Source organism: Dickeya ananatis, from assembly GCF_019464615.1.
GTDB lineage: Bacteria > Pseudomonadota > Gammaproteobacteria > Enterobacterales > Enterobacteriaceae > Dickeya > Dickeya oryzae.
Map to the genome: position 1 here is coordinate 4,339,360 of NZ_CP040816.1, position 21,234 is coordinate 4,360,593.

At 55.9% G+C, this 21,234-nt stretch carries 15 protein-coding genes and 1 riboswitch; of the genes, 7 read left to right on the forward strand and 8 right to left on the reverse strand.

Annotated features, from left to right (window positions below; all coding sequences use genetic code 11):
* Positions 1-140: 140 nt before the first annotated feature.
* The 3 genes from FGI04_RS19375 to glyS all read left to right on the forward strand — a co-directional run bounded on the left by FGI04_RS19375 (position 141) and on the right by glyS (position 4,084).
* Positions 141-947 (forward strand): sulfite exporter TauE/SafE family protein, encoded by an 807-nt coding sequence (locus FGI04_RS19375; protein WP_342699114.1) that lies wholly within the window; start codon positions 141-143, stop codon positions 945-947.
* Positions 948-1,090: 143 nt separating this feature from the next.
* Positions 1,091-2,005, forward strand: a complete 915-nt coding sequence (gene glyQ, locus FGI04_RS19380; RefSeq protein WP_407322092.1) for a glycine--tRNA ligase subunit alpha — start codon at positions 1,091-1,093, stop codon at positions 2,003-2,005.
* Between the two features lie 9 nt (positions 2,006-2,014).
* Positions 2,015-4,084: a glycine--tRNA ligase subunit beta gene (gene glyS, locus FGI04_RS19385; RefSeq protein ID WP_407274272.1), complete on the forward strand. Its 2,070-nt coding sequence runs from the start codon at positions 2,015-2,017 to the stop codon at positions 4,082-4,084.
* Positions 4,085-4,169: 85 nt separating this feature from the next.
* Here the strand turns inward: glyS and FGI04_RS19390 are convergent, their stop codons facing one another.
* The 7 genes from FGI04_RS19390 to FGI04_RS19420 all read right to left on the reverse strand — a co-directional run bounded on the left by FGI04_RS19390 (position 4,170) and on the right by FGI04_RS19420 (position 13,243).
* On the reverse strand, positions 4,170-5,171 hold the full coding sequence (locus tag FGI04_RS19390; protein WP_342699112.1) for a WaaS/CpsH family glycosyltransferase: 1,002 nt from the start codon (positions 5,169-5,171) through the stop codon (positions 4,170-4,172).
* A gap of 278 nt (positions 5,172-5,449) precedes the next feature.
* Positions 5,450-9,043 (reverse strand): urea carboxylase, encoded by a 3,594-nt coding sequence (gene uca / locus FGI04_RS19395; RefSeq protein ID WP_407337366.1) that lies wholly within the window; start codon positions 9,041-9,043, stop codon positions 5,450-5,452.
* A 100-nt stretch (positions 9,044-9,143) separates the two neighbouring features.
* Positions 9,144-9,779 carry an urea amidolyase associated protein UAAP2 gene (locus tag FGI04_RS19400; RefSeq protein ID WP_407337126.1) on the reverse strand — a complete coding sequence of 212 codons (636 nt, stop codon included), beginning with the start codon at positions 9,777-9,779 and terminating at the stop codon, positions 9,144-9,146.
* Positions 9,780-9,781: 2 nt separating this feature from the next.
* Entirely contained in the window at positions 9,782-10,501 is a 720-nt protein-coding gene (locus FGI04_RS19405) for an urea amidolyase associated protein UAAP1 (protein WP_407337367.1), read from the reverse strand.
* Between the two features lie 50 nt (positions 10,502-10,551).
* Positions 10,552-11,331 (reverse strand): ABC transporter ATP-binding protein, encoded by a 780-nt coding sequence (locus FGI04_RS19410; RefSeq protein ID WP_407274269.1) that lies wholly within the window; start codon positions 11,329-11,331, stop codon positions 10,552-10,554.
* Positions 11,332-11,358: 27 nt separating this feature from the next.
* The gene (locus tag FGI04_RS19415) at positions 11,359-12,171 is read right to left on the reverse strand and encodes an ABC transporter permease (RefSeq protein ID WP_407337128.1); all 813 of its coding nucleotides are present in this window, start codon (positions 12,169-12,171) and stop codon (positions 11,359-11,361) included.
* Between the two features lie 16 nt (positions 12,172-12,187).
* Complete coding sequence (locus tag FGI04_RS19420) at positions 12,188-13,243, reverse strand: putative urea ABC transporter substrate-binding protein (RefSeq protein ID WP_342699109.1); 1,056 nt, start codon at positions 13,241-13,243, stop codon at positions 12,188-12,190.
* Between the two features lie 80 nt (positions 13,244-13,323).
* Positions 13,324-13,418: riboswitch (guanidine-I (ykkC/yxkD leader) on the reverse strand.
* Positions 13,419-13,952: 534 nt separating this feature from the next.
* On the opposite strand from FGI04_RS19420, the gene FGI04_RS19425 reads away from it, so the two are divergent.
* The 4 genes from FGI04_RS19425 (at position 13,953) to FGI04_RS19440 (ending at position 19,035) form a co-directional block, all read left to right on the forward strand.
* A complete protein-coding gene (locus tag FGI04_RS19425) occupies positions 13,953-14,663 on the forward strand; it encodes a DUF3053 domain-containing protein (RefSeq protein ID WP_342699108.1) in 711 nt (236 codons plus the stop codon).
* A 523-nt stretch (positions 14,664-15,186) separates the two neighbouring features.
* Positions 15,187-17,094, forward strand: coding sequence for a PTS mannitol transporter subunit IICBA (locus tag FGI04_RS19430; protein ID WP_342699107.1), 1,908 nt, complete (start codon positions 15,187-15,189; stop codon positions 17,092-17,094).
* Between the two features lie 103 nt (positions 17,095-17,197).
* The gene (locus FGI04_RS19435; protein ID WP_342699186.1) at positions 17,198-18,346 is read left to right on the forward strand and encodes a mannitol-1-phosphate 5-dehydrogenase; all 1,149 of its coding nucleotides are present in this window, start codon (positions 17,198-17,200) and stop codon (positions 18,344-18,346) included.
* 77 nt (positions 18,347-18,423) lie between these two features.
* The gene (locus tag FGI04_RS19440) at positions 18,424-19,035 is read left to right on the forward strand and encodes an MltR family transcriptional regulator (protein ID WP_342699106.1); all 612 of its coding nucleotides are present in this window, start codon (positions 18,424-18,426) and stop codon (positions 19,033-19,035) included.
* 157 nt (positions 19,036-19,192) lie between these two features.
* Here FGI04_RS19440 and FGI04_RS19445 read toward each other — a convergent pair whose 3' ends face one another.
* Entirely contained in the window at positions 19,193-21,079 is a 1,887-nt protein-coding gene (locus tag FGI04_RS19445; RefSeq protein ID WP_342699105.1) for a methyl-accepting chemotaxis protein, read from the reverse strand.
* Positions 21,080-21,234 lie beyond the last annotated feature (155 nt).

The following is a 21,234-nucleotide window of genomic DNA, read 5'->3' on the forward strand; positions in this document are numbered from 1 at the left end:
ACCGCGTGGTGTGGCGATCATCAGCCTAAGTGTGATGTGATGCAACCCTGACCTGACAGGGCAATATGTGACATGGCGCTGGAATCACACCAAAAAACGACAAGCGCAAAACGACAATTAATAAGCGACAGGGGACGATAATGGGGATTGAGTGGATGCTGGCCTATCTGGCGCTGGGAGCCGTAGTGGGATTTATGGCCGGATTACTGGGGATAGGCGGTGGTGGCATCATGGTGCCGGTGCTGACAGCGTTGTTCGCCGCACAAGGTGTGGAGAAAACGCATTTGGTGCATCTGGCGTTGGGGACCTCGATGGCGGCGATTGTGATCACCGCTATCTCCAGTCTGCGCACCCACCATCAACATCAGGCGGTGATGTGGCCGGTGGTATGGCGCATCACACCAGCGATTTTACTGGGAACCTTCGCCGCTACCTGGCTGGCGGCGTTATTGCCAACCCGTGCGCTGGCAATCTTCTTTTCCTGTTTTATGGCGTATGTCTCGCTGCAAATGGTGTTGAACATCAAGCCCAAACCTCACCGTCAGCTACCGGGCGTGGCAGGTATGTCGCTGGCCGGGCTGACTATCGGTGGTATTTCCGCACTGGTTGCCATTGGCGGTGGGTCGCTCACTGTGCCATTTCTGACCTGGTGTAATGTACGCATCCAGCAGGCCATCGGCACCTCGGCCGCGGTGGGTTTACCGATCGCGCTCTCTGGCGCGCTGGGCTACATGATTAACGGTTGGTCAGCGACCGGCTTGCCTGCGTTCAGCGTGGGTTATGTTTCGTTACCGGCGATGGCGCTCATCTCGGCGGTCAGTTTCTTCACCGCGCCGGTGGGGGCGCGTTTAGCGCATCGCTTGCCAGTCGCGACGCTAAAAAAAGCGTTTGCCGGGCTGTTGCTGCTGTTGAGCCTGAAAATGCTGCATACCGTATTTGCTGGTTGATCATTGCCCGGAACGGGAAGGGAAAGACGGCGATAATGCAATGTCGCTGAAGTTGTTGCCGCATTCTGGCTGTATATCTTGCACTCAGAGGGTATACTAGCGGCCTCATTGTAAAAACCACTTGTATCGCGTGCGAATCCAACATGCAAAAGTTTGATACCAAGACCTTTCAGGGCCTGATCCTGACATTACAGGATTACTGGTCGCGTCAGGGCTGCACCATTGTCCAACCGTTGGACATGGAAGTCGGTGCCGGCACTTCTCACCCTATGACCTGCCTGCGTGCGCTTGGCCCGGAGCCTATCGCTGCCGCTTATGTGCAGCCGTCCCGCCGACCGACCGACGGTCGCTACGGTGAGAACCCCAACCGTCTGCAACACTATTACCAGTTTCAGGTGATCATTAAGCCGTCGCCAGACAACATTCAGGAACTGTACCTCGGTTCACTGAAAGAACTGGGCATGGACCCGACCATCCACGATATCCGTTTCGTGGAAGATAACTGGGAAAACCCGACGCTGGGTGCCTGGGGTTTGGGCTGGGAAGTGTGGCTGAACGGGATGGAAGTGACCCAGTTCACCTATTTCCAGCAGGTAGGGGGTCTGGAGTGTAAACCGGTGACCGGCGAGATCACCTACGGCCTGGAACGTCTGGCGATGTACATTCAGGGCGTGGACAGCGTCTACGATCTGGTGTGGAGCGATGGCCCGCTGGGTAAAACCACCTACGGCGACGTGTTCCATCAAAACGAAGTGGAACAATCGACTTATAACTTCGAATACGCCGATGTGGATTTCCTGTTTACCTGCTTTGAGCAGTATGAAAAAGAAGCCCAGCGGTTGCTGGCGCTGGAAAAACCGCTGCCGCTGCCTGCTTACGAGCGCATTTTGAAAGCCGCCCACAGCTTCAACCTGCTGGACGCGCGCAAAGCCATTTCCGTGACCGAACGTCAGCGTTACATCCTGCGGATCCGTACCCTGACCAAAGCGGTGGCGGAAGCCTATTATGCCTCTCGTGAGGCACTGGGCTTCCCGATGTGCAATCGTAAACAGAGCTGAGAGGCAGCGATGACAGATAAGACATTTTTGGTGGAAATCGGCACCGAAGAGCTGCCGCCGAAGGCTTTGCGTACCCTGGCGGAATCTTTTGCCGCCAATTTTACCGCTGAACTGGATGCTGCCGGGCTGGGTTACCAGTCGGTCGATTGGTTCGCGGCCCCGCGCCGTCTGGCACTGAAAGTGGCCGGTTTAAGCGCGTCCCAGCCGGACAGGGAAGTAGAAAAACGCGGACCAGCCATCGCGCAGGCGTTTGACGCCGCTGGCAACCCGACCAAAGCCGCAGAAGGCTGGGCTCGCGGTTGCGGCATCACCGTCTCCCAGGCTGAGCGCCTGACCACCGACAAAGGCGAGTGGCTGCTATTCCGCGCACACGTGAAGGGCGAAGCGGCACAAACGCTGCTGCCGGGCATGGTCAGCACCGCGCTGGCGAAGCTGCCGATCCCGAAACTGATGCGCTGGGGCGATAACGACACGCAGTTTGTGCGTCCGGTGCATACCGTGACCCTGTTGCTGGGTGATGAGCTGATCCCCGGTACCGTGCTGGGTATTGATTCCGGGCGTACCATTCGCGGTCACCGCTTTATGGGGGAGCCGGAATTCACGATTGATAACGCCGACCAGTACCCGCAGATTTTGCAGGAACGTGGCAAGGTCATCGCCGATTACGACGCGCGTAAAGCCAAAATCAAGGCCGATGCCGAAGAGGCGGCGCGCAAGATTGGCGGCAATGCTGATCTGAGCGACAGCCTGCTGGAAGAGGTCACCTCGCTGGTGGAATGGCCGGTGGTCCTGACGGCGAAGTTTGAAGAGAAATTCCTGGCGGTACCGGCGGAAGCGCTGGTGTACACCATGAAAGGCGACCAGAAGTACTTCCCGGTTTATGACAACAGCGGCAAGCTGCTGCCGAATTTCATTTTTGTCGCCAACATTGAATCGAAAGACCCGCAGCAGATTATCGCTGGTAACGAGAAGGTAGTGCGCCCGCGTTTGGCTGACGCCGAGTTCTTCTTCAATACCGACCGTAAAAAACGTCTGGAAGATCATCTGCCGCGTCTGGAAACCGTGCTGTTTCAGCAACAATTGGGGACGCTGCGTGACAAGACCGACCGTATCGCCGCACTGACCGGCTGGGTGGCTGAGCAGATCGGTGCTGATGTCAATCACGCCAAACGTGCGGGCTTGCTGTCCAAGTGCGACCTGATGACTAACATGGTGTTTGAATTCACCGATACTCAGGGTGTGATGGGGATGCACTATGCCCGTCACGACGGTGAAGCTGAAGATGTGGCTGTCGCGCTAAACGAGCAGTACCAGCCGCGTTTTGCTGGCGATGAACTGCCGTCCTCACTGGTCGCTTGTGCGCTGGCGATTGCCGATAAAATGGATACCCTGGCGGGTATTTTTGGCATCGGTCAGCACCCGAAAGGCGATAAAGACCCGTTCGCACTGCGCCGTGCGGCGTTGGGTGTGTTGCGCATCATCGTGGAAAAACGCCTGCCGCTGGACTTGCAAACGCTGACGGAAGAAGCGGTACGCCTGTACGGTGACAAGCTGACTAACGCCAACGTGGTCGACGATGTGATTGAATTTATGCTGGGTCGCTTCCGCGCCTGGTATCAGGAAGAAGGTCACAGTGTCGACACCATTCAGGCAGTGCTGGCGCGTCGTCCGACTCGCCCGGCAGATTTCGATGCTCGCGTGAAAGCGGTGAGTCATTTCCGCACACTGGAGCAAGCCGAAGCACTGGCGGCTGCCAACAAGCGTGTCTCCAACATTTTGGCGAAGTCTACCGAAACGCTGAACGACAGCGTGCAGGCAGCGTTGCTCAAAGAGAAGGAAGAAATTCAGCTGGCGACGTATGTTGCCGCGCTGACCAGCAAGCTGGCACCGTGGTTTGCCGAAGGGCGTTATCAGGAAGCGCTGGCGGAACTGGCTCAGTTGCGTGAGTCAGTCGATAACTTCTTCGATAAGGTGATGGTCAACGCTGATGACCCGCAGGTGCGCATCAACCGCCTGACGCTGCTCAACGAACTGCGTAATCTGTTCCTGAAAGTGGCGGATATTTCGGTGTTGCAGTAATTGCCCGGATAATCAGCGCAGAGCACGCTGTGTATGCAAAAGCCTCCTTTGTGGAGGCTTTTTTGTCATTGGGCATTGTTAAACCTTAAACTTGTACCTGACAGACCTCATCTGATATTTCCTGAATAATTTTTTCTACCCACGAAAACAGTGTGTATTGATGGTAGACAGGTTCCGGTACGGGTTGGTAAGGGGTATGGATAAAACCTTGCGGAAGGTATCTATCCTGATCCAGAACGCATACATTCTGCGGGTTATAAAAATCATAACGGGTGATGTGTTGATTCGTCGTAATCAACTTACGCTGATAAGCCATCGATTCATAGGCACGGAACGATAGCCCTGCCTGTTGGCCCTGAAGAATATCCAGAATTGCCCGGGAGTTGCTAATTTCATGGGCTAGTTCAGCACCTAAAAATAATTTCTCTGATGTTTTTATTCTATTATCTTTTATACATTTTGGTTTTCCTGATTCCCCGATATAAAAAATAATATTGGATTTGAGTTCAGGGTTTTTATCAAGGAAATGGATGACTTGCTGGTATCTCTCTGGCGTGAAACTCATAACGGAGAAAATATCGTACTCGCATGCCTGATAAGGAATCGTACTTTTCCATTCAGAATCAATGTAATTGGTGATTTTGGTGAAATGGAATTTTTCGCAATCTTCACTATCGAAACTGAGCACGTGATCGAATTGCTTCAGGTACAAGCCATTGGCGGGGGCTTTTTTCAAACCGTCCCACAATGTGGCGACGAGTTTTCTCCCGTGCTGGCGTAATATTGCCAGGTGCTGTTCATTAAACAGCTTAGGTTCTGTCATAATAATGGCATCGAACGGTTCTCTGCCAATAAAGAAATTATGCAAGCCCAATTTAATTTGGTTATCAAGTACAAGGCGTTTGTAGTTTTTCCCAGTGATCGTTTTATAGATCTTCGAGACGATGCGGTGGGGTGAGTCAAAGTAGTGAAACGTTGACAGATCACAATGATCAAGATGGGTAACGTCGTGCCCCTGGCGTTTCATCTCTGTCACGATAGGTGTAGCCAGATTAGCCCAATTCGGGCAAATAAATAACAAACGCATAACGCGGTTATCCTCGGGATAATTATTTATTTCTCATTATGATGCAACAAGCCTGAGCGCTATGGCTCGTACTGAATGGAAGCAGTGTGTATAAACGTTAGGAAATATAACACCAAGTGTTAGCCTGTGTCCCGCGATTATGTTGGTCGCAGGTCGCCCGTCTCCCTAAGAGGTGGCTTAGGGCTGACAATGAAATAAACCCCGCACGCTATCCACGTGCGGGGTTATTGCATTCAGGTTTTACATGATGCCTGTTCTCTGGTGAAGGTTCCCGTTGGTTAATGCTCTGCCGGTTCGATCACCATCAGTAACTGCCCGGCTTGCACCTGATGTCCTGCCTGACGGTGCAACGTATGAATAACACCGGCGACCGGTGCGATAATGGGGATTTCCATTTTCATCGATTCCAGAATACCGACGATTTGCCCGGCGCTGACGCTGTCTCCGGGGGCGGCAAGCCATTGCCACACACTCCCTGCCACCTGACTTTCCACACCGTAACCGTTAGCCGGGATCACCTCATCGTCGCTGGCCGTCTCTTGCAGGCTGCTGTCGAAGGTGAACTGGCCGTCGGCGCGCCAGCGTGCCAGCTCTTTGTCGAAGGCCAGCTGTCGCTGTTGCTGGAAGGTATCGATAGAGGGTTGCTGTTCAGCCAGCATGTGCTGGTAGTCGGCGAGGCGAAATTCCCCCTCTTCAATGCGTAACGGATAATCTCCCCACGGGAAGCGTTCGCGGATAGCCAGCAACTCCTGCGCGCTGACCGGATAAAAGCGAATCTGATCAAAAAAGCGCAGTAGCCATGGCTGGAGAAAGACATCGGTTTGCCGATCGCGGTTCCACATCTGTAACGTACGGCCCACGAACTGATAGCCACCGGGGCCTTCCATACCGTATACACACAGATATGCGCCGCCGATGCCGACCGAGTTTTCCGCCGTCCAGGTGCGAGCCGGGTTGTACTTGGTGGTGACCAGCCGGTGGCGTGGGTCGAGTGGGGTGGCGACAGGTGCACCGAGGTAGACATCACCCAGCCCCATCACCAGATAGCTCGCGTTGAAGACTATCTCTTTGACCTGCTCTACCGACTCCAGCCCGTTGATACGGCGAATGAATTCGATGTTGCTGGGGCACCAGGGCGCGCCGGGTCTGACCGATTGGGTATAGCGGGTGATGGCATCGCGGCAGGCGTCGTCATCCCAACTGAGTGGCAGCCAGACGGTACGGGAGGGCACGGCGGCGTGCCGCAGGTCGCCGAGTGCGTCGTCTGCCTGTTGCAGGTGCGCCAGCAGCGCGTTGCGCGGGCAGCACAGGCTGTCGAAATGGATTTGCAGCGAACGAATGCCCGGCGTCAGTTCCTGCATACCCGGCAACGGGTGCTGTTCCAGCCACTGCATCAGCGCGTGTACGCGAAAACGCAACGCGATATCCAGCCGGTGCTCGCCGTATTCCAGCAACAGGAAACGATCGCCTGCGGCGAGGCAGGTCACCGAAGGTCGCTCGTCCTGTGCTGCTCGGTGGTACAGTACCGGCGATGGGCAACATGGGGCGAGAGTAGGCTCTGCGGCAGGGCGAGCGGCGGCGATGGCGTATTCTGCTGCGCGCGCTAGCTCGTCCGCTTGTTCCAGCGTGACCGGAATAAAACGAATGCTGTCGCCTGCTTTGAGCTGGCCCAGTTTCCACAAGTCAGCGTGGATCACCGTAGCCGGGCAGACGAAGCCGCCCAGTGACGGCCCATCCGGCCCCAGAATCACCGGCATATCGCCGGTAAAGTCGACGGTGCCGAAGGCGTAGGCGTTGTCGTGAATATTGGACGGGTGCATACCGGCTTCACCGCCGTCGGTTCGCGCCCATTCGGGTTTGGGGCCAATCAGCCGGATACCGGTGCGGCTGGAGTTGTAATGCACCTGCCAGTCAGCGGCGAAAAAGGTATCGATGTCTTGTGCGGTAAAATAGTCCGGTGCGCCGTGTGGGCCATAAATCACCCGCAGCGACCAGTGGGTATTCCAGTCAGGCGCAGGCAATACGGCGTCCGACGCGGGTAGCGCCGGGGCGGCCAGATGTAGTACGTCGCCTGCGCGCAAGGCCCGTCCGGCATGGCCGCCGAACTTGCCGAGCGTGAAGGTGCTACGGCTACCCAGGTAGGTCGGGCAGGCCAGGCCGCCTGCCAGCAACAGGTAGCTGCGGCAACCGGCACCCTGAATATCACCGAGTGTGAGCGTTTGTCCGGCGCGGGCGTGATGAACGCGTCCGCCGTCGAGGGGGGCGCTATCCAACCGGATGTCGATGACGGCACCGGTCACCACGAATGCGCAGTCATGGTTGAAACGCAGGGTTGGCCCACGCAGGGTGATCTCCAGTCCGGCGGCATCGGACGCGTTGCCCAGCAACTGATTGCCGAGCCGGAATGAGTGGGTATCGAAGGGGCCAGAAGGCGGTACACCGACGTGCCAATAGCCGATGCGGCCGGGGGCATCCTGCACGGTCGTCAGTGTGCCGCCGCTGAGCACATCCAGCGTCGCGGGCTGCCAGACAACGTCGCCCAGCGTCGCGGTGATGATTTCTCCGCGTCTGACCGCAGGCAGGGTCAGCAGATGGCGTAGCCAGTCGAGGTTGGTTTCGATGCCGTACAGCGACGTGGCCGCCAGCGCCTGCGCCATACCGTCGAGGGCGGCATCCCGGCTGTCGCCGTGTACGAGGATTTTTGCCAGCATCGGGTCATAGAATGGCGATACCTCGCTGCCGCTGTCCAGCCAGTGGTCGATGCGCAGGGTAAGCCCGGGCAAGGCGTCAGGAAAATCAACGTGACTGAGCAAGCCAGCACAGGGCTGGAACTGTTTGGCCGGGTCTTCGGCGTATAACCGCACCTGAATGGCGTGACCGCGAGGCGTGGTGGTGAGCGTATCAAGCGGCGGCAAGCAACCCGCCCCCAGTTCTACCATCCACTGCACGATGTCGACGCCGTACACCAGCTCGGTGACGCCGTGTTCGACCTGCAGGCGGGTGTTGACCTCCAGAAACCAGAACTGCTTGCTGCCCTCGTCATACACATACTCGACCGTGCCTGCACTGCGGTAATTGACCGCCTGACACAGCCGAATGGCGGTAGCCTGCAGTTCAGCACGCACGCTGTCACTCAGGTGGGGGGCCGGGGTTTCTTCAATCACTTTCTGGTTGCGGCGCTGGGCGGAGCAGTCGCGCTCGCCAAGAGCTATCACGTTGCCCTGGCCGTCACCGAAGACCTGCACTTCGATGTGGCGGGCCTGAGCGATGAATTTTTCCAGAAATACGCCGTCGTCGGCGAAATTGTTACCCGCCAGTCGCTTGACGCGGGTAAACGCATCAACCAGTTGGGCATGGTCATTGCAGCGCTGCATGCCGATGCCGCCGCCGCCCGCGGTACTCTTTAACATCACCGGATAACCGATGCGCTGTGCCTGTTCGCAGGCGCTGTCCAGCGAGGTGAGCAGGCCGCTACCGGGCAGTAGGGGGACGTCGTTCTGTTGTGCCAGTGCCCGGGCCTGATGCTTGAGGCCGAAGGCGGTCATCTGGGCGACAGTCGGGCCGAGAAACACCAGGCCTGCTTGTTCGCAACGGGTCACAAAACCGGCGTTTTCACTCAGAAAACCATAACCGGGATGGATGGCTTGTGCGCCACATTGAGCGGCGATATGCAGTAATTTGTCCTGATTCAGGTAGGTATCGCGCACCGGGCCGTCGCCCAGCGACCAGGCTTCATCAGCCTGACGCACATGCTGTGAATGGCGGTCCGCTTCGGCGTAAACCGCGATGGCTTTTACGCCCATTTTTTTCAGGGTGCGGATGATACGCACCGCAATAGCGCCACGGTTGGCAATCAATACACGCTCAAACATGACCGAGTCTCTTACGGGCAGGTCGTCCTGCGCTATTCTGGACGCGTATTGCGGGTCGTCCCGCGCGTCACTGTTCCCGATGTGTGCCGTGTCGCTCTGTTTACCAGATAGCGATATCGACAGGTGTGGGGTTGTAGCCATTGCAGGGGTTGTTCAACTGCGGACAATTGGAGATCAGCACCAGTACGTTCATTTTCGCTACCATTTCCACGTATTTTCCCGGTGCGGAGATACCGTCGGCAAAGGTGAGCCCACCGTCCGGTGTGACCGGCACGTTCATAAAAAAGTTGATGTTGTGGGTGATGTCGCGTTTGGTCAGCTGGTACTCCGGGTGTTGCGCTACCGCCAGCATCCAGCTGTCGCGGCAGGCATGCATGTGGCGTTTTTCCAGATCGTAGCGCACCGCGTTGCTCTCGGTGGCGCAGGCGCCACCGAGCGTGTCATGACGGCCGCAGGTATCCGCCACGATTTCCAGCATCGGGCGGTCTTCATTGGAACGCAGCACGCTGCCGGTAGTGAGGAAGACATTACCCTGGCCGCGCAGGGTGTCGCTCATGCTGTAGCGTTCAGCGGTATCGTCAGCATTGTAGAACAGGGTATCGGCGGCCTGATTGCCTTCGAGGTCGGTAATGCGCAGCGTCTGACCGGCTTCGAGGCGGTGTAACCAGTAGTCGCCAGCCTGAACGGTGGCGTGGTAAACCGCCGTGGCGGGGTCGCGTTGACTGGTCTTTATCATGTTCAGACTCCTTGTGGCTGTTCAGCCAGATAATAAAGTGTGTTGTTGCGAAGCCCGCGCTGGTTTTCCGGGCGTTCCAGACAGATAGCCGGTAGCGGCGCGCGCTGATAATCCAGTGTCAGACGCACCGGATGGCGCGGATAATCGGTAGCGGTGCTAAGCGGGTGCGGGCAGGTGTGCAGAATCACCAGCGTGTCCATGGCGAAGCGCAGCGTGACGCTGGCACCGGCTTTACCCTGTTGCTCAAGGCGCAGGTTTCCGTTGTCATCGCTACCGACATGGGCGAAAAAGTTGACGCACGCCGCCATGTCGCGTTTGCCGAGACCGTATTTGGCCAGTTCTGCCAGAAAGCTGTCGTAGCCGTTTTGGTGACGTTCATTGTGGGCTTGCTGGTAGTTCAGCTCGCCAAACTGGCGCGCCACCTGCTGGGCATTGGCGGTGCCACACACGGTGTCATGCCAGCCGAAACCATCGGCTTCGATACCGCAGAAAATGCGGCCCATATCCGAATACAGGCAGTGCCCGGTTGTCAGGCGAAACGTGTGCTGGCATTTGAGCGTATCCGGTGCGTTGTAGCGCTCCAGCGTATTTTCCGGGTTGTAGAACAACATACCGACGTTGGCACCGCCTTCGATGTCGGTCAGGCGCAGCGCAGTACCGCGGCGCATCAGCAGCGACCAGTGCGACCCGGCGGGCAGTTCAGTGAGATAATGTTCATTCATGGTGTGCGGGGTGTTGTGCAGAGTGTTGTGCATAGTGTGATTCCTCCTGGTCAGGCGACATGCCGCCGCCTGTCAATCAGTTCTCCCACCGAAGCCCGCACACCGGCTGGTGCGCGCTCCAATGGCAGGTCATAGGTGATGCTGGCACCAAAGGCGTCTGGTGCCTGTGGGTCCTGACGGAGCTTGTCGAACACCCACAGGCGTGATCCGAGTGAAAATCCCTCTTTAAGGTCATGGGTGATCATGAAAATGGTCAGGCGGTGTTCCTGCCATAACTGGCTGATCAACTGGTGCATTTCGGCACGGATGCCGGGGTCGAGCGCACCGAACGGTTCATCCAGCAGCAAAATACGTGGGCGCTTAATCAACGCCTGCGCCAACGCCAGCCGTTGTTGCATGCCACCGGATAACTGATGCGGATACTTCTGGGCGGATTGCTCCAGCCCGACCTGACGCAGCATTGCCATCGCCTGATCACGAAGTGCCTGTCGGCGCTTGCCCCATACCCGGCCGAGCCAACGCGCTTCGGCAAACTCCGCACCAATCATCACGTTTTCCACCACCCGTAGATGAGGGAAAACCGAGTAGCGCTGGAATACCACGCCGCGATGTTCATCTGGCTCTTGCAGCATCGGCTCGCCATCGAGTAGCAACTGGCCGCTACTGGGGCTTTCGGTGCCGAGCAGCATCTTGAGAAACGTGGTTTTGCCGCAGCCGGAGGCACCGACAATAGAAACGAATTCACCTTCCTCAACGGAGATGTTGAGCCGTTCCAGCACCACCTGACCGTCGTACTCTTTTCTGATATTTTTTAGTGTTAATAACGACATAGGTTCTCCTGCGTTCTGGCCGGTGGCTTATTTCGCGTAATACCAGGGCCAGCCGCGACGGCTGATGACCCGCAACAGGACATCAAGCAAAAACGCCAGTACGGTTATCCAGGCGACGTAGGGCAAAATGACGTCCATTGCCAGATAGCGGCGCATCAGGAAGATGCGGTAGCCCAACCCTTCGGTGGCGGCGATAGCTTCGGCGGCGATCAGAAACAGCCAGGCGGAGCAGAGCGACAGGCGCACGGCGTCCAGCAAACGCGGCATAAGCTGTGGCAGGATCACCCGCCACAGGATTTGGCCGCTGTGGCCACCAAGGGTTTGCGCTTTCACCAGTTGTTCCTGCGGCAGGCTCTGGATGTAGAGTTGCAGGTCCCGCACGATGAATGGTGTGATACCCACCATAATCAGCACCACCTTGGATACCTCGCCTAACCCGAAAACGATGAACAGGATCGGTAGCACCGCCAGCGGTGGGATCAGCGCAAACAGGGTGATCAGCGGCGACAGAGTGGCTCGCACCACCGGGAGTGCGCCACATAGCAGCCCGAAGACCAACGCCAGCACGGCGCTTAAGCCCACGCCGGTCAACAACCGCAGCAGGCTGGCGGCGGTGTCGACCCACAGCAGGTATTCGCCGGTGCGCTCGTTGGGTTCAAACGCCATACGGTGCATGGCTTGCGCCATCGCACTCAGGCCAGGCAGCAGTTTGTCAGCGGCATTCACCGCCAGCCGGGCGTCAGACGCCATCAGGTAGACGAGCAGCAGCGCCAGTAGCGGCAGAAACCCCATCACCCCGCGTGTCAGCGGTAACGGCTGGTAGTTAATCAATTTGCGCATCCGGCGTTCTCCTGTATTACAGCTTGTTGTCGACGGCCAGTTTCAGGAACTCGTCGCTAAAACGCAGTTTGACGTTGTCGGTATTACCCCACAGGCCAGCCGGGGTAGAGACACCGACCACGTCTGCGCTGGGGGCGCTGTCACCCAGCAGGCCATGACGGAAGGAGAACTCTGCGACTGACTGCATGGTGGTTTTCAACTGCGGGTTCTGGACGAACTCCAGCGTCTGTTTCGGGGTGGCGAACAGATGGGTGGCGGCCAGTTGCGCGTCAAACCCGGCCAGATCGGTACCAGAGGCTTGCCCCATGGCGGTGCGGGCTTCACGGGCGGTAGCGCTGTCGCCTGACATGGTTTGCAGGGTTTCATACCATGCGCCGGTCAGTGCTTTACCCAACTCCGGGTGTTTTTTCAGCGTCGCGGTGTTGACCACCAGCAGATCGAGGATTTCGCCGGGGATTTGCGCGGAAGAAAACGCCAGCTGGCTACCCGGCTGTTTTTTGGCTTCCGCCAGCAGCGGGTTCCAGGTGACGATGGCCTGTACGTCAGGCGTACCAAATGCGGCGACGAGATCGGCATCGGCGGTGTTCACCACCTTGATGTCTTTTTCGCTCATGCCGTTCTTTTCCAGCGCCCGTGCCAGCAGGTAGTGAGAGACTGACAGTTGCACCAGATTAATCGGTTTGCCTTTGAGCGACGCCAGGCTGTTGGTCCCTTTGATCAGGATGCCGTCGTTGCCGTTTGAGTAGTCGCCGACGATAAGTGCGGTGCTGTCCACGCCGCCTGCGGCAGGAATAGTCAGCGCGTCCATGTTGGTCATGGCGCAGCCGTCAAAACCCCCAGAGGTGTATTGGTTAACGGATTCGATGTAATCGTTGACCTGTACAAACTGGATATCAATGCCGTACTTGTCGGCCCATTTTTTGATAATGCCGTGCTGCTGGGCGTAATCCCAAGGCATCCAGCCGGCATAAATAGACCAGCAGAGTTTGAACGCGGGTTTGTCAGCGGCCTGTACGCCGAGGCTGCACAGTGCCAGTGCGCAAACAAGTAGTAATCGTTGAATCGTTTTCATGGTGAATTTCCTCTGACGTTGGGCGCAATCATTAAAGAAAGAAAAAAAGCAGGAGGGCGGCGAGCATGCATCTCGCTGTATCCTCCCGGGCTTTTTTCCCGCCGTGTAACCGCCAGAGGGCGGTCGGTAACTCTCGGACCTGCGCAGTAAAGCCGGAACCCTAGTCACCCATTTCCAAATTGTCTGGCGACACCGGTTGCCCGCTATCGCTCCTGCTGTCGGTGATATAAAGCAAAATGCTTGCCAGCTTGTGTGGCAACCTGCACGCCGTGGAAGGGCAACAACCGTGTTTTGATTTATCTTTCAAGCCATTAATGGGTTATGCATTGGGCCAGATGGTAAGCCTGTCAGGGGAAGGCTGAGCGATAATGGTTAGTGTGCCTTGTCGGGTTGCACTGTTTATGTGCAAGATGGCACGGTGTTGGTGTAAAAGAGGCCAGTGGTGTGCAAGCTCATGTGCACTCTGCCCGTTGCGGGAGCGTGCCTGGGTAACAGAACAGATAATTCTGCAGGTGGCATGCCATTTTTCCGGCGTAGAATAGCGATGCTTAACGGCTGAACTGGCGGTTGGGTGAAAAAAACAGGCGTGGCATGTGCCATGCGGCGGCTGGTTCGGTTACGCTTAGGGCGATATGACTGTCGGGTGACGGCTCGTTGGTGAGCCAACAAGGTCGCCGGGTCACGGTAGTGAAAATAAACAGGAGTAGTAATGATGTTGGCGGATTACCGTTCGCGCTGGCTGCTGCCAGTGGTTATGTTGGTTGTGGCATTGCAACTGTCGGCCTGCGGCGACAAGGATAAGGATGCTCGTCAGGCGTTCATCACTTTCCTGCAGGGAATTTCACAACAGGAAGGGCGTCAGTTGCCAGCGTTGACCGAACAGCAGAAACAGAGCTTCGGGCGCTTTACCCAGGATTACGCTGTGATGACCGATTTCAACCAGCAGCTGGATCAGGCATTAGCGGGCAGCCTGACACCGGTGCTGGATGTGATATCCCACATTCGTGTACCACAGGATTACATGACGCAACGCGATAACCTGCGTCAGGCGCTTGGTGGCCTGAATATGTTAAGCCCACAGGTGCAGAACGCCAAAACACTGGCGGATAATGCTCGCCGGGCGCTCAAGCAGACGGAAGAATTGCAGTCGGTGTATGACAAGGTCTACAACCGTGCGGTTTCTTTGCCCGCAAACGCGATGGTGACCGTGGTGCCAGCCAGCACGTCATTTGCGCAGAGCGTTGTGCAGGTAGGGGAGTATCTCCAGGCACAGGGCAACCAGGTGGTATTCGGTAACAACGGCATACAGTTCCACACCCAGCAGCAGGTAGATCAGTACAACAGCCTGATGACGGACATTGCTAACCAACAGCAAAAACTGTTCACCACCCTCAAATCTCAGAATTTCCTGCCCCACTAAGGTGGTTCGCGATATGGGCCGGTTTTCGCGAAAAGGCCGGCCCACGCTGAATATGGGCCGGTTTTCGCGAAAAGGCCGGCCCACGCTGAAATTTATTGTGATTTAAATCACATTTTCCATACAAAATCGATATTAAAAATTGTGATATCCGTCACCATTTTTTGCGGCCAGATTGTTTTTTTTCTAACCATTTTCCCATTTTTATTATTTTTTTGTGAATTATGTCACTCATTTGTGGCTGATTTTCGGGTGTTGTATGTGATTTTGATCACGTTTTTGTCGTGAGTTGCGGTCTGAAAACCACGTGCTAGAGTCCGCTGTGATAACGGAGTTTTGGGGCCATGTTATTGCGATTTTTCACCGTCACGCGGCGTCGTCATGGTGAAGCGCTGTAAGCGGCAATAGCGGTATGCACACAGTGCGGTACACGACCTCATGATACCGACGGAAGTCATCACGATGTCTAACAATCAATAATTACCGCGCACGCTTTCCGCCGCGCGTTTCAAAGGGGTGTATCTCTATGCTCTCACCAGATACCAAGGTCAAAGTGCAGAATTTTGGCCGTTTCCTGAGCAATATGGTGATGCCGAATATCGGCGCCTTTATTGCCTGGGGGATTATCACAGCACTGTTTATTCCTACCGGATGGATCCCTAACGCGACGCTGGCCAAACTGGTCGGCCCGATGATCACCTACCTGCTGCCGTTGCTGATTGGTTTTACCGGCGGACGTCTGGTCGGTGGAGAGCGTGGCGGCGTGGTCGGCGCGATTACTACCATGGGCGTGGTGGTCGGTTCCGATATTCCCATGTTCCTCGGTGCCATGATTGCCGGCCCGCTGGGCGGCTGGGCTATCAAACGCTTTGACGCTGCCGTTGACGGCAAAATTAAAAGCGGCTTTGAGATGCTGGTTAACAACTTCTCCGCCGGTATCATCGGCATGTTGCTGGCGATTCTGTCTTTCCTGGCGATTGGTCCGCTGGTTGAGGCGTTGTCGCGCGTTCTGGCTGCCGGTGTGCACCTGATGGTGCAAAACAATCTGTTGCCGCTGGCGTCGATTTTCGTTGAACCGGCGAAGATCCTGTTCCTGAATAACGCAATTAACCACGGTATCTTCTCGCCGCTGGGCATCCAGCAGGCGACAGAAGCCGGGAAATCTATCTTCTTCCTGATTGAAGCCAACCCAGGGCCGGGTATGGGCGTGCTGATGGCCTACATGCTGTTTGGACGTGGCAACGCCAAACAGTCTGCGCCGGGCGCGGCTATTATCCACTTCCTCGGCGGGATCCATGAAATCTACTTCCCGTATGTACTGATGAACCCGCGTCTGATTATCGCTGTGATTCTCGGCGGGATGACCGGTGTGTTCACGTTGGGCGTGTTGCATGGCGGCCTGGTTTCTCCGGCATCACCGGGTTCTATCCTGGCGGTGCTGGCGATGACGCCGAAAGGCGCGTACTTCGCCAATATTACGGCGATCGCCGCCGCGTTTGCGGTCTCTTTTGTGGTGTCGTCTATCCTGCTGAAAAGCAGCAAAGTGAAGGATGATGAAGAACTGGAGCAGGCTACCCGTCGCATGCAGGAGATGAAATCGGCGTCCAAAGGTCAGGCTGTCGGCGGTGTGAGCGGCGATCTGAGCACTGTGCGTAAAATCATCGTCGCCTGTGACGCTGGTATGGGTTCCAGCGCCATGGGTGCCGGGGTGCTGCGCAAGAAAGTGCAGGATGCGGGTTTGCAGACGATTTCCGTGACGAACAGCGCCATCAATAACTTGCCGGATGATGTGGATCTGGTGATTACGCACCGTGATCTGACCGAGCGCGCCATGCGCCACGCACCGCAGGCACAGCATATTTCGCTGACCAACTTTCTGGATAGCCATCTGTACAGCGACCTGGTCGCTCGTTTACAGGCAGCGCAGGCGGGCAATGTTAAGCCGGCTCAGGCAGCTCCTGCTGCTGTGCAGACGGCAGCCCCGCAGACACTGTTTCAACTGACGGAGAAAAACGTCTTTCTGAACCTGCAGGCGGCAGATAAAGAACAGGCTATCCGTTTTGCTGGGGAGCAGCTGGTAAAAGGGGGTTACGTTGAGCCCGCGTATGTCGATGCGATGCTGGAACGTGAGAAACTGACCTCGACGTATTTGGGTGAGTCTATCGCCGTACCGCACGGGACGATTGAAGCCAAAGACCGGGTACTGCAAACCGGCGTGGTGTTCTGCCAGTACCCGCAAGGGGTGCGTTTTGGCGACGATGAAGACGATGTGGCCCGTCTGGTGATTGGTATTGCCGCACGTAATAACGAACATGTGCAGGTCATCACCAACCTCACCAGTGCGTTGGATGACGAGTCGGTGATAGAACGGCTGGCTCAAACGCAGAATGTGCAGGATGTCCTCGACCTGCTCGGTGGCAAGTCCCCTGCCTGACAGATAAAAAAGTGCCGCCTTCGGGCGGCGCTTTCTTTCACAGATAGTTTTTCACAGATAGTCTTTCACAGATTGTTAAATCTCAGTAGTAAGGTCATGCATGATGAAAGCATTACATTTTGGGGCCGGTAACATTGGCCGTGGTTTTATCGGCAAGCTGCTGGCGGATGCAGGCGTTGGCCTGACGTTTGCGGATGTGAACCAGCCGTTGCTGGATGCCATCAATCAGCACGGTAGTTATCCAGTGCGGATTGTCGGTGAACAGCAGCGTGTGGAAACGGTCAGCCAGGTTAGCGCGGTACACAGCGGTGGGACGCAGGCTGTCACGCTGATTGCCGAGGTTGATTTGGTGACAACGGCGGTGGGGCCGCAGATTCTGGCGAAGATTGCCGGTACCATTGCTCAGGGGTTGATAAAGCGTCAGGAAAACGGCAACACCGCGCCGCTGAATATCATCGCCTGTGAGAACATGGTGCGTGGTACCAGTCAGCTCAAACAGCATGTGCTGGCGCAACTGCCGGAAGAGACGCAGGCGTGGGTGGCACAGCACGTTGGCTTTGTGGATTCGGCGGTAGACCGTATTGTACCTCCCGCCGATGCGGGCGAATCCAACCCGCTGGCGGTGACGGTGGAAACCTTCAGTGAGTGGATCGTGGATAAAACCCAGTTCAACGGTGAGCCGCCGGCGATAACCGGTATGGAACTGACCGATAACCTGATGGCTTTTGTTGAGCGTAAGCTGTTCACCCTGAATACCGGTCATGCGATTACCGCCTATCTTGGTCAGCGTGCCGGGCACGGTACCATTCGTGACGCCATTCTGGACCCGGCCATCCGCCGTGTGGTGCAAGGGGCGATGGAAGAGAGCGGTGCCGTATTGATTCGTCGCTATGGTTTTGATGCCGAGAAACATCAGGCTTATATCCGTAAAATTCTTACCCGGTTCGAAAACCCGTGGTTGCACGATGAAGTCGAGCGTGTCGGCCGTCAGCCGCTGCGTAAACTCAGCGCAGGTGACCGCCTGATCAAGCCATTGCTGGGTACGCTGGAATATGGCTTGCCCCATGACAACCTGATCCAGGGAATTGCCGCTGCGATGCATTACCGTAGCGAGCAGGATCCGCAGGCGCAGGAACTGGCGACGTTGATAGCCACACAAGGGCCACAGGTTGCGCTGGCGCAGATTTCTGGTCTGGATGCTGATAGCGAGGTTGTCGGAAAAGCGGTGAGTGTGTATAACGCCATGCAGTAATCGGCGCGTCTCGGCACAGGTCAGGCTGTGTCCCTGCTTTTCAATCGAGTGCGTTGAATAGGACGGGAGCGTTGACGATGAGAAGCCATGCTCCCGTGGAGTCAGCCGCTCCACCGCGCAGGGGCAGTACTGTGCGCAGAATTAATGTACGAGAAGCGACGATGGACGATACGCAGGCATTTGAAAACCGGGTACTGGAATCCCTGAATGGATCGAAAACGGTCAGAAGTTTTATGCTGATGGCCGTCGAGTTATTGGCGGAAGCGGTCAGCCTGTTGATGTTGCAGGTATTCCGCAAGGACGACTATGCCGTAAAGTACGCCGTCGAACCCTTGTTATCCGGTAGCGGGCCGTTGGGTGAATTGTCCGTACGGCTGAAGTTGATTTACGGGCTGGGCATGATTAGCCGTAAAGAGTATGAAGACACCGAACTGTTGATGGCGTTAGGTGAGGAATTGACCCACGATGAGCATGAGTACCGGTTTACGGATGATGAAATCCTGGGGCCGGTTGGTGAATTGCACTGCGTGAGCAGCTTACCCCAGCCGATGCCATCGCCGGGTGTTGAACCCGATGATGCATTACTGGCAGCGATGCAGCAGCAGCGTTACCAACAGATGGTGCGCTCCACACTGGTGCTGTCGCTGACGGAACTTATCGCGGGTATCAGCCTGAAAAAAGCGTTCTGATTTCAGTGTGCTGTTGGCGTTTGCCATCACCATCCGCCATAACCATCAGCCATAAAAAAGGGTAACCCAGTCGGGTTGCCCTTTTCTGTGCGTCTTTATCCCTTCCCCTTTTTACCGGTTTCGCTGTGGTAAAAAGGGGCGGTCGTCTGATGATTGATTAACGTTTATAAGACAGCTGTTGTTGGTGACTGGCGAATGGCAATCCGTGACTCGCGGGTGCCAGCTCCTGCGTGGATGAGAGGCGGAAAACCGATACGGCGTTGGAGAGCATCACGGCCTGTTCTTCCAGTGAACTCGCGGCAGCGGACGACTGCTGTACCAGTGCGGCGTTTTGCTGAGTGGTGCTGTCCATCTCGACAATCGCCTGATTCACCTGCGCGATACCACGGCTTTGCTCATCGGACGCGACGGTAATTTCCCCCATGATGTCGTGTACATGCGTTACCGCTGTCACGATCTCCTGCATGGTTTTACCCGCCGAGTGGACCAGGTGCGCCCCTTTCGATACCTGCTCGACCGAGGTGGAAATCAAGCCTTCAATTTCTTTGGCCGCCTGCGAACTGCGTTGTGCCAGATTACGCACTTCATTGGCGACCACGGCGAAACCGCGACCCTGCTCACCCGCACGGGCTGCCTCTACCGCGGCGTTAAGCGCCAGAATATTCGTCTGGAACGCAATCCCGTTGATAACAGAGGTAATTTCCGCGATGCGTTTGGAACTGCCTTCGATGTCGGACATGGTTTGCACCACATCGGCGACCAGTTTGCCGCCTTCCTGCGCGGTGTGCGTGGCATCCAGCACCAGTTTGTTGGCCTGGTGGGCGTTAGCGGCGTTCTGTTTCACGGTAGAGGTGAGCTGTTCCATGCTGGCGGCGGTTTCTTCTACCGATGCCGCCTGGGATTCGGTGCGGGCGGCCAAATCGTTATTGCCGGTGACGATTTCGCTGGCGGCAGTGGTTATCTGAGTCACCCCCATCCGAATATCATCGATCATGTTATGCAGGTTGGCCTTCATTTTTGCCATCGCACCAAATAGCATACCCAGCTCGTCGCGGCGTGTGGTTTCAATCGCGACAGTCAGATCGCCGGTGGCGATACTTTCAGCAATGGCCACAGTACTGTTTAATGGACGGGTAATCAGGTGCGAGATATACCAGGCAATCAGCGCGCCAAGTATCAGGGTAATCAGCGAGGTAATGGCAATCTGCCATTCGGCACTGGTGATATCGCTCTGGGTAGCGGCGGTTTCCTCTGCGACCATCTTATCGACAGTGTCGAGCAGTTGATTAGCTGTTTCACCCAGCTGTTTGGCCTGCTCCATCTCCACCGTATAAGCCGGAAGATAAGCCAGGATCTGCGTTTTATAGGTCGACAGCGTAGAGACAACCGGTGCCATAATCTCTTGCTGCTCTGGCGTCAGCGCCTGAATAAATTGGTTGAGCCCTTTTTGTGCATCGTCCAGCGCCGCAATCAGCGGTTTTTCCGCCTCACTATTTAATGACAACAGCAGACCGCGCACCAGGTAGCGCACGTTCACCAGCTTTTGGTGTAATGAGGTGAGTTGTAACTGCAGCGGCATGTTGCCCGCGACCTGTTGTTCTATTTGTTTGAGCGGCTTTTCAGAGTCGGACAGGTTCCAGCTTTTTCTGACGGCATCTTTTTTGGCTACCGCGTCCGTATAATTTTTCTGACGCTCTTTATATAGGGCAATCAGCCTGCTGATATTATCCAGACGCTCATTATAATCACCACGCCAGGGTTTATCCTGAATAGAAGAAATTAATTTAACAATATTATCAATGTGTTTACTATTTTCTTTAATACTATCTGGACTATAGCTGGCACTATACAGTGCGCGATAATAACGGGCTTCAGTAACTTCATCATTGATTTGGTTGCTGAAGATAACTTTTTCAAAACGCCCTTTCAGTGTTTCAATATAGCGGACACTCACGGCCGCAATAATGACAGTCAGTAATAGGATCAAGGAGAAACCTAATCCTAACTTCTTGCCCACTTTGATATTTTCGAATTTTATAGCCATTGGTTTTCTTCCATCATTAATAGGCTCTTAATCACCGAGGATTTAGCTGTTCACTATCAGGTTACCCTGCATCGCCTGGCTTTTCTGATACGGGGAGCAGGGTTATTGCCCCTCGTGGTTGCATACCCCTGCTGATATCAGGAACGCTGCCTGGT

Coding starts and splice junctions, on each gene's coding strand:
- FGI04_RS19375 (WP_342699114.1), top strand. CDS start 141: ATGGGGATTGAGTGGATGCTGGCCTATCTGGCGCTGGGAGCCGTAGTG.
- glyQ (WP_407322092.1), top strand. CDS start 1,091: ATGCAAAAGTTTGATACCAAGACCTTTCAGGGCCTGATCCTGACATTA.
- glyS (WP_407274272.1), top strand. CDS start 2,015: ATGACAGATAAGACATTTTTGGTGGAAATCGGCACCGAAGAGCTGCCG.
- FGI04_RS19390 (WP_342699112.1), bottom strand. CDS start 5,171: ATGCGTTTGTTATTTATTTGCCCGAATTGGGCTAATCTGGCTACACCT.
- uca (WP_407337366.1), bottom strand. CDS start 9,043: ATGTTTGAGCGTGTATTGATTGCCAACCGTGGCGCTATTGCGGTGCGT.
- FGI04_RS19400 (WP_407337126.1), bottom strand. CDS start 9,779: ATGATAAAGACCAGTCAACGCGACCCCGCCACGGCGGTTTACCACGCC.
- FGI04_RS19405 (WP_407337367.1), bottom strand. CDS start 10,501: ATGAATGAACATTATCTCACTGAACTGCCCGCCGGGTCGCACTGGTCG.
- FGI04_RS19410 (WP_407274269.1), bottom strand. CDS start 11,331: ATGTCGTTATTAACACTAAAAAATATCAGAAAAGAGTACGACGGTCAG.
- FGI04_RS19415 (WP_407337128.1), bottom strand. CDS start 12,171: ATGCGCAAATTGATTAACTACCAGCCGTTACCGCTGACACGCGGGGTG.
- FGI04_RS19420 (WP_342699109.1), bottom strand. CDS start 13,243: ATGAAAACGATTCAACGATTACTACTTGTTTGCGCACTGGCACTGTGC.
- FGI04_RS19425 (WP_342699108.1), top strand. CDS start 13,953: ATGATGTTGGCGGATTACCGTTCGCGCTGGCTGCTGCCAGTGGTTATG.
- FGI04_RS19430 (WP_342699107.1), top strand. CDS start 15,187: ATGCTCTCACCAGATACCAAGGTCAAAGTGCAGAATTTTGGCCGTTTC.
- FGI04_RS19435 (WP_342699186.1), top strand. CDS start 17,198: ATGAAAGCATTACATTTTGGGGCCGGTAACATTGGCCGTGGTTTTATC.
- FGI04_RS19440 (WP_342699106.1), top strand. CDS start 18,424: ATGAGAAGCCATGCTCCCGTGGAGTCAGCCGCTCCACCGCGCAGGGGC.
- FGI04_RS19445 (WP_342699105.1), bottom strand. CDS start 21,079: ATGGCTATAAAATTCGAAAATATCAAAGTGGGCAAGAAGTTAGGATTA.